Genomic DNA, 9,159 nt, shown 5'->3' with positions numbered 1-9,159 from the left:
CTTTATTTTGAACTTTGCCAATATGGTTTCTCTAAAAACGGGAAAGATAAAATAGGAAGCCTAAGCTTAGGAATAAATTATACTATCTTTTAATCCTTTTATCTTTTATAAATAAAAACAGAATATGTTTATATTTGCATTACTAATTAAAACTCTATGAAATACAAAAGAATTCTTCTAAAACTAAGTGGTGAAGCTTTAATGGGCGAAAGACAATACGGAATTGATCCAAAACGTCTTGCTGAATATGCTGATGAGATTAAAGAAATTCATTCAAAAGGTGTCCAAATTGCCATCGTTATTGGTGGTGGAAATATTTTTAGAGGAATTGCCGGAGCAAGTAACGGCATGGATAGAGTTCAGGGCGATTATATGGGAATGCTGGCAACAGTTATCAACGGGATGGCATTGCAAGGTGCGCTTGAAGATAAAGGAATGTTGACACGTTTGCAGACGGCTTTAAAAATTGAAGCTATTGCCGAACCTTATATCAAAAGAAGAGCAGTGCGTCACCTTGAAAAAGGAAGAATTGTTATTTTTGGTGCAGGAACCGGAAATCCATATTTCACTACAGATACAGCTGCGGTTCTTCGTGGCGTTGAAGTGCATGCTGATGTGATTTTGAAAGGAACACGTGTTGACGGAATTTATGATTCTGATCCTGAAAAAAATGTAGATGCAGTGAAATTTGAAAGTATTACTTTTGATGATGTTATCAAAAAAGGATTGAACGTAATGGATTCAACAGCCTTTACTTTAAGTCAGGAAAATGCATTGCCGATTGTGGTTTTTGATATGAATAAAAAAGGAAATTTATTGAAAATTTGCAGCGGGGAAAACGTTGGAACCGTTGTTAAAATATAGACATTTTAGACTGACTTAGATTATTAGAAAAATGGAAGAAATTGAATTTATTTTAGACAGTACAAAAGAATCGATGGTTGGTTCTATTGCACATTTAGAAAAAGAATTTTTAAATATACGGGCAGGAAAAGCATCACCTCAAATGTTGGGAAGTGTTTTTGTAGACTATTATGGTTCGCAAACGCCGCTATCTCAGGTGGCGAATGTGAATATTCCCGATGCCCGGACAATTACTATTCAGCCTTATGAAAAAAGCATGTTGCAAGCCATAGAAAAAGCAATCATGATTGCAAATCTTGGTTTCAACCCAATGAACAACGGCGATATGATTATCATTAATGTGCCGGCTTTGACAGAAGAAAGAAGACGCGACTTGGTAAAACAAGCCAAAGCAGAATCTGAAGATGCTAAAATCGGTATCAGAAATGCCCGAAAAGATGCTAATACCGATATCAAAAAATTAGAAAAAGATGGCACTTCAGAAGACGTTTGCAAAACTGCTGAAGAAGATATCCAAAAACTAACGGATGGTTTTATCCGAAAAGTTGATGAACATTTGGCCATGAAAGAAGCCGAAATTATGAAAGTGTAACTTTGTTAATTCAATATTAAATCCGTCCTGAAACATCAAGACGGATTTTTTTATTCCTATTTTTGTTAAATATTTTGTGCCAATAACTTTCAAATGAAGCGATTATTTCTACTGTTTTTATTCTTCTCGCTGTCGCTGCAAGCACAATTCCAGGTCAATGGAATTATAAAGGATTCCGAAACAAAAACAGCGCTTCCATTTGCAACCATCACAACCGAAAAAGGCTTTTCAACCATTGCCGATGTTGACGGGAAGTTCAATCTTATTTTGGTACTACAACCCGAAACCCTAACGGTTTCCTATATTGGTTATGAACCAAAAACGATATCGCTATTCGAAATAAAAACTTTTTTCACACTTTATCTTTCACCCAAAGTTGACGCATTAAAAGAAGTAACCATTTCTAATGTAAATCCTGCAAACGCCATTATTGCCAAGGTAATTCAGGAAAGAGAGAATAACAATCCACAAAAAAAACTGCGAAGTTTTCAATTCAAATCATATAACAAATTACTCGTAACGGCCAATCCGGATTCAATTGCCGGAAAAATTGACACCGTTTTTGTGAATGCTGTTTCCAAAGATAAAATCAAGAAAATAGATTCGTCCGATTATAAGTTCAAAAAGATCATTGATAAACAGCATTTGTTTCTAACCGAGAAAGTTTCGCAGTTTCAGTTTGAAAAGCCAACACTGAAAGAAACCATTTTGGGAACAAAAATGGCAGGTTTTAAAGAACCTATTTATGAATTTTTAGGGTTTAACCTGCAGTCATTTTCTATTTATGATGATAAATACGAACTTTTTGAAACCAAATATAAGAGCCCGATTTCGAATACTGCGCTCAAGGAATATCGGTATAAAATACTTGATACAACTTCCATTGACAAGCGTGATGTGATTGTGCTTTATTTCAAAAACAGAAGCTCTAAAGGATTGGAAGGCTTGCTCTATGTCGACAAAGAAAATCATGCAATTGCTAAAGCAGTGATGCGTATTCGCGGTGTTTTAGATATTACCGGAATTCATGAATTTACCTATTTATCAGAAGAAAAAATTTGGTTTCCAATTCGCAAAAACTTTAAAATCGTCAAAGGAAAAAGCAAAGAACCAACTAAAATCTTAGGTGGACGAATTGAATTTGCTGCCGAAAATGACGATACTAATTCCAAAAAAGCAGCTTCCGATTTCACTTATCTTACTTCCGAAATGCAGGCTTTCGACATAGCTGTAAATAACACTCTGAAAATCAAGAAATCTTTTGTTGCTATTGAAGTTAAAGACAATGCCAACAAAAGAGATGATGCTTTTTGGAACCAAAACAGAACCGATAGCCTGGACACAAGAAGTCAGAGAACTTATGTTGTTTTGGATAGTATCATAACCAAAGAAAACATCGAGCGAAAAATCAAATTTGGAAGAAAAATCATCAATGGTTATGTTCCGCTTGGGCCTTTTGATTTTGATTTGCGTTATCTTTTAAGTTATAATAATTTTGAAGGATTCCGTATTGGAATTGGTGGTATTACAAATGATACGTTTTCTAAAAAAGTACGTATTGAAGGTTATACAGCCTATGGATTGAAAGATCAAACCGTTAAATACAATTTGGGAACGGCGGTCAGAATTGGCCATTTCTCCAACACCTGGGTTGGTGGTTCGTATACTGATGATGTTCGGGAGATTGCAAGTACAAGTTTTGCAACGGATAAAAGGGTCTTCAAAATCTATGACCCAAGACCGATTAACATTAGTACCTTCTATAATCACAAAACGTGGCGCGGTTATATTGAAACCAAAATTATTCCAAAAACAGAAACTATTTGGCAACTTTCTCACAGCGAAATAAGTCCTTTATTCAATTATACTTTTGCTTATGACAGCCATTTGTATCGCGATTTCACGATGTCGACAGCTTTGGTTTCCTTACAATGGAATCCTTTTAGTGATTATATGCAGACGCCAACCGGCAAGATTGAATTTGAAAAAAGATTCCCAAAGTTCTCATTTCAGTTTACTAAATCGCTGCCTAATTTCTTTGCCAATGATTTTGATTTCGGAAAAGTCGATGCGCGGATTGAGTATGAAAAAAAATATTTAAACGGACAGAAATCGGCAGTTTTACTTCAGGCTGGTTATGCATTTGGAGCGCTTCCATTAACGCATTTGTATAATACTTCACCGAATAATCTGACCAAGGACAATCTTCTGCAAAGAATAACAATTGCCGGAAAAAACAGTTTTGAAACTATGTATTTCAACGAATTTTTTTCGAGTGAATTTGTGATGCTTCAATTCAAACATGGTTTTAAAAGAGTAGAATTGTTGAAAAAAGTAAAACCTTCATTGGTTTTGGTAACACGAATGGCTTGGGGAAATCTGCAACATCCGGAACGCCACATTGGTATTCAATACAAAACTTTAGATCAGGGCTTTTTTGAATCAGGTATTGAGCTGAATCAAATTTACAAAGGCTTTGGATTGACCGGCTTTTACAGATATGGCCCGAATCAATTGCCACGATTTGAAGATAATTTAGCCGTGAAGTTGAGTTTTGTTTTTGATTTTGGCTTTTAATTATGGCTTAATAATCAAAACCGAAGGAATATCAGTCAGCCACGAAGTTTCTTCTTCAATCAGTTTTTTCCAGGTTTCCAAACTAAAAATAATCAAATCCTGTTTAAGCAGGTATGGCTTATTAAGTTGATCCGGATGAAAAACTTCTATATTATCAGGATGGTTTTGTTCTAAAACCGCCAAAGCATTTTCGACAATAAAATTGTTTTTGGTATGTCCATCGTTATCCAAAATGGTAACGTGAGAATCATTATTATAAATCAATTTTTGCGCATAGTCAATCAGGAAAACATCGCCAACGCTATAAATACCAACGAATACTTTATCGATTTGATGTAAATCCTTATCAATTAAAACGCCAAGTGGTGTTTTGGTTTTGGAAATTATCAAACGTGTTCTGTCATCAAACGGTGAATTTTCAAACAAGCCTTCTTTTCCTTTGAATTTATCCAACAACCTATCCGGATTTATGATTCGGGTTGTAAATCCGAGTACTTTCCCCAAAATGGTTCCTTCAAAAATTGATTTCCCCAAACCAACTAATACCAAATCATATTTTCCTGCTTGAGCAATATGGGCAATATCGGTTTCCATGTCGTTTGTTGCCTTAAAAATAGTGGTAATTCGTTGATTCAATTTTCTGGATTCCTTTACAATAGGCTCAAAAGTCAGTGTTTCATATTCCTCTAAATTATAAGAATGCATTTCATCACTTGCTGTTAAGTGCATAGCTGTAACATTGGCTGAATCGGGTTGTTTTTTGACAAGGCTGTTTGCCAAACGCAGTAATGATTTCCCTTTTTGATTGTTCCCAAACGAAATCAAGATATTAAAATCGGAACTCTTTTTAACTTCAGAAGGAATAACTACATCTTTGGTTTTAAAAATAAAATTGATAATATCCAATGCCGGACCAGTCATAAACGTGGTCACCAACGCCATAATCACCATCATTGTAAACACTTTTGGCGAAAGCACACCTAATTCGTAACCGATGTTCAACACTACTAATTCCATCAAACCACGCGTGTTCATCAAAGCACCAATAGTCAAACTATCGCGCCAGCTTTGACCAACAAATTTTGCCGCCAAAGCACTTCCGAAGAATTTCCCGGCAACCGCAACCAGAATAATAAATCCGGTAACTTTCCATAGATAAGGCTCGTTTATCAAACCTATTTCTGTTCGTAATCCCGTAAAAACAAAGAATAATGGCAATAATAAAATCACCGAAACATCTTCTACCTTGTCAATAAAGAAATTCCTAAATTTAGAAATATCAGGCATAATCGCACCCATCATAAAAGCACCAAACAAGGCATGAATACCTATGATTTCTGTCAGATAAGAAGACACAATAAGACTCATGAAAAATATAGCGACTACCGATTTTTTGATATTCTCTTTTTTGCCATATAAATCTCCGATACGTTTCAGGAATGGTTTAACAACCAGAAGCATTATGACTACATAAGCAACAGCTAAACCAATAACATATAACGAACTCACAAAACTTCCGGCTTTTACTATGGCAATAACTACAGCCAAAATGCACCATGCCGTAATATCATCGGCGGCGGCGCAAGTGATAACAATGGTTCCCAATCGGGTTTTATGAATGCCCCGTTCCTGAACTATTCGAGCCAAAACCGGAAATGCGGTGATACTCATAGCGATTCCCATGAACAAGCTAAACGATAAAAACTCCACACCTGGCGGCGCAAATTGGTGATAAATGTAATAGGACAATCCGATACCTAAAGCAAACGGAATTACAATACTCGCATGACTGATTACAACGGCTTCGTTGGCCTTGTTTTTCAGGACTTTCAAGTCTAATTCCATACCTATGACAAACATGAAAAGTATCAAACCAATCTGACTTAATAATTGGAGGTTTCCAAGTGAATCAACAGGAAATAACGATTCCTTCATATCCGGGAAATACAAACCAAACAATGAAGGTCCAAGCACAATTCCGGCTATAATTTCTCCAATAACAGAAGGTTGTCCGATTTTTCTAAAAATCCAGCCAAAAATTCTGGCGACAAGAACAATCGTAATAATTTGGAATAGCAATAACGCTAATGGATGCTGTAAATTGTGGAATAATGAAGAAAGAAACTGAACCCATTGACTATCATCGGATGTTGGAGAAACGATTTTTCTGCCAACTTCCAGCAGTTTTCCTTTTTCAACAATTCTGTACATTAGGTAGGTAAATCCACCTGTAATGAAAATATAAAATAAAGAATTTTTTAAATTTCTCATCCAAAAATAGTTGCTGCTTGTGCATACAAAGATGCTAAAAAGCAATGTATATTTTTATTTTTTTTTAAGCTATTAACAATTATTTAAACTCGACTAATTATTCTGTTATAAATTAAGTAAATCTTTTGCAAAATCGCCGCCTTTTTTAGAGGTTTTAATTACCTTTGCAACCGTTTTTACATTAAAATGAAGAAGAAAATAAACGTTGGTTTTTGGGAATTTATAGCTGGAATTATTCTAAGAAATAGAATAGCTATTAGTGTTGGAATCGTTCTGCTGACCATCTTCTTAGCTATGCAATGGAAAAATGTAGGCATGACTTATAACGAAGCCAACTTATTGCCAAAAAATCACAAAGCCAATAAAGATTATACACAGTTTCTGAATGTCTTTGGTGAAGAAGGAAATCTGGTTGTAATTGGAATTAAGGACAATAAATTTTTCACTCCAAAAGCATACAAAGCGTGGAATGAATTGATGACCAATTTAAAATCTCACAAAGAGGTTGAATTGGTTGTTTCGCTAAACGATTTAAAGAAGTTACAAAAAAACGATACGCTTGAAAAGTTCGAATTGGTTCCGTTATTGGATCAAAAAAGAACCACTGATCCTGCATATTTAAAAGAAATCAAAAGACAGCTTTTTAATGATTTGCCTTTTTATGAAGGTTTGCTTTTCAATAAAAAATCGGGAAGCATTCGTTCTGCGATTTACATCAACAAAAAAGTTGTCAATTCGCCTATTCGTAAACAGTTCATCATTAATGTGCTTGTTCCCGAAGTAGATAAATTTGAAAAAACTACCGGAATTGACCTGAAAGTCTCGGGAATGCCATACATCAGAACCATCAACACCGAGAATATGAAAGGTGAAATTGGGCTGTTTATTGGCGCCGCATTATTCATTACTTCGCTGATTTTCTTCCTGTTTTTCCGTTCACACAGAGCTACATTTATTTCAATTTGCATATTAATTGTCGGCGTAATGTGGTCGTTTGGAACACTTGGCTTATTCCATTACAAAATCACAATTTTAACGGCAATTATTCCACCTTTGATTATCGTTATCGGAATTACGAATTGTATTTTCCTTATCAATAAATACCAGCAGGAAATCAAAACGCACCGCAATCAGGCTAAAGCGTTGCAACGTGTGATTTCAAAAATCGGAGTTTCTACTTTGATGACCAATTTGACGACTGCTATTGGTTTTGCAACCTTTATGATTACCGGAAACGATTTGCTATACGAATTCGGATTAGTGACTTCAATCAACGTGATTACGGTTTATCTTTTGACTTTGATGGTTGTGCCAATTGTGTACAGTTTTATGCCCTTGCCAAAAGAAAAACACCTGAATCATTTGAGCAGAAACTATCTTTCTTCGATTTTGAATTGGGTTGAAAGACATGTTAAATACAAGCGAAATCTGATTTACAGCATCTACGGATTGCTGCTTGTTTTTAGCGTTATCGGAGTTTCTCAAATGAAAGTTTCCGGAAGTTTGATTGGCGAAATGCCGAAAAGCGCTTCGTTTTTTAAAGACATCGTTTTCTTTGAAAAAGAATTCAACGGTGTGATGCCATTGGAAATTATGATTAATACCAAACGCAAAAAAGGCGTGATGAAAGCGTCAACTTTGCGAAAAATGGATGAATTACAAAAAACGATTGACAGCATTCCTGAGCTTTCAAAACCGGTTTCTATTGTCAATTTGGTGAAGTATTCGAAGCAGGCTTTCTATAACGGGAATCCGGAATATTATGATTTGCCGACTTCACAGGAACAAGCATTTATTCTTTCATACGCCAAAAATGCAACCAAAGGTTCTAAAGATAATCTGATGAAAAGCTATGTCGATTCGACTGGACAATACGCCCGAATTACGACTTTCATGAAAGACATTGGCACTCAAGAAATGGCTAAGATTGAAAAGAAATTACACACCAAAATCGATAAAATTTTCCCAAAAGACAAATACGAAGTTACGCTGACAGGAAAGGCTTTGGTTTTTCAAAAAGGAACAACATACTTAGTTGGAAACCTTGTCGAGTCTTTGATATTTGCCATTATGCTTATTGCATTATTGATGACCTATATGTTCCGTTCGTGGAAAATGATTTTTGCTTCGGTGGTAACTAATATTCTGCCGCTTTGCATTACATCAGGTTTGATGGGTTATTTCGGGATTCCACTGAAACCGTCAACCATTTTGGTTTTTAGCATTGCTTTTGGAATTTCAGTCGATAATGCCATTCAGTTTATGGCAAAATACCGTCATGATTTAATCCAGAACGGTGGAAAAATTGAAAAAGCAGTTGTTAGTGCGTTGCACGAAACCGGCGTTAGTACATTCTATACTTCGGTTGTTTTGATATTTGGTTTTGCTGTCTTTACGCTTTCAAGTTTTGGAGGAACGATTGCACTTGGCGGATTGATTTCGGTAACCTTAACCTTTGCAATGTTTGCTAATTTGGTTGTGCTTCCTGCTTTGGTTTTAACTACCGAAAAATGGCGCGGCAAAAAGAAACTGACCAAAAAAGAACTTACAGAAGAAACGCCAGGCATCAATATTTATCGTGATAACAATGAAGAGAATATTGATGAAATTACAGAAGAAGAATAATTTATATTTGCACTAGAAAAAAGAATTAAAATGAAACATACAAAAGTTAAAAGCTTACTAAACAGTGAAACAACGATTTCAGAGGTAAATGCAAAAGGTTGGGTAAGAACTTTTAGAAACAATCAATTTATCGCGTTGAACGATGGTTCGACAATTAATAATATTCAGTGTGTCGTTGATTTTGAAAACACACCAGAAGAAACATTAAAAAGAATTACAACCGGAGCAGC

Annotated in this window: 5 protein-coding genes and 1 pseudogene; 5 read left to right on the top strand and 1 reads right to left on the bottom strand. The window is 35.4% G+C overall.

From position 1 onward, the window contains the following. The first annotated feature begins 156 nt into the window (after nt 1-156). From pyrH to ABIQ27_RS12145, 3 genes are all read left to right on the top strand, one after another. On the top strand, nt 157-864 hold the full coding sequence (gene pyrH / locus ABIQ27_RS12155; protein WP_348034168.1) for a UMP kinase: 708 nt from the start codon (nt 157-159) through the stop codon (nt 862-864). 31 nt (nt 865-895) lie between these two features. Then, the gene (gene frr / locus ABIQ27_RS12150; RefSeq protein WP_348034167.1) at nt 896-1,456 is read left to right on the top strand and encodes a ribosome recycling factor; all 561 of its coding nucleotides are present in this window, start codon (nt 896-898) and stop codon (nt 1,454-1,456) included. Nucleotides 1,457-1,549: 93 nt separating this feature from the next. Then, nucleotides 1,550-4,033 (top strand): DUF5686 family protein, encoded by a 2,484-nt coding sequence (locus ABIQ27_RS12145; protein ID WP_348034166.1) that lies wholly within the window; start codon nt 1,550-1,552, stop codon nt 4,031-4,033. On the opposite strand, the gene ABIQ27_RS12140 is transcribed toward ABIQ27_RS12145, so the two are convergent. Beyond that, complete coding sequence (locus tag ABIQ27_RS12140; RefSeq protein ID WP_348034165.1) at nt 4,034-6,304, bottom strand: cation:proton antiporter; 2,271 nt, start codon at nt 6,302-6,304, stop codon at nt 4,034-4,036. A 186-nt stretch (nt 6,305-6,490) separates the two neighbouring features. On the opposite strand from ABIQ27_RS12140, the gene ABIQ27_RS12135 reads away from it, so the two are divergent. Both ABIQ27_RS12135 and ABIQ27_RS12130 read left to right on the top strand, forming a co-directional pair. Next, nucleotides 6,491-8,929 carry an MMPL family transporter gene (locus tag ABIQ27_RS12135; protein ID WP_348034164.1) on the top strand — a complete coding sequence of 813 codons (2,439 nt, stop codon included), beginning with the start codon at nt 6,491-6,493 and terminating at the stop codon, nt 8,927-8,929. A 30-nt stretch (nt 8,930-8,959) separates the two neighbouring features. Then, nucleotides 8,960-9,159 (top strand): annotated as a pseudogene (locus ABIQ27_RS12130) (asparagine--tRNA ligase); the annotation flags it as partial.

The organism is Flavobacterium sp. (assembly GCF_039916025.1).
Taxonomy (GTDB): domain Bacteria; phylum Bacteroidota; class Bacteroidia; order Flavobacteriales; family Flavobacteriaceae; genus Flavobacterium.
The sequence above is the reverse complement of the archived record's forward strand: the minus strand, read 5'-3'. Positions and strand labels throughout refer to the sequence as shown.

Excerpts from the sequence above, each read along its gene's own strand:
- ABIQ27_RS12140 (WP_348034165.1), bottom strand. The coding sequence starts at position 6,304 with ATGAGAAATTTAAAAAATTCTTTATTTTATATTTTCATTACAGGTGGA.
- ABIQ27_RS12135 (WP_348034164.1), top strand. The coding sequence starts at position 6,491 with ATGAAGAAGAAAATAAACGTTGGTTTTTGGGAATTTATAGCTGGAATT.
- pyrH (WP_348034168.1), top strand. The coding sequence starts at position 157 with ATGAAATACAAAAGAATTCTTCTAAAACTAAGTGGTGAAGCTTTAATG.
- ABIQ27_RS12145 (WP_348034166.1), top strand. The coding sequence starts at position 1,550 with ATGAAGCGATTATTTCTACTGTTTTTATTCTTCTCGCTGTCGCTGCAA.
- frr (WP_348034167.1), top strand. The coding sequence starts at position 896 with ATGGAAGAAATTGAATTTATTTTAGACAGTACAAAAGAATCGATGGTT.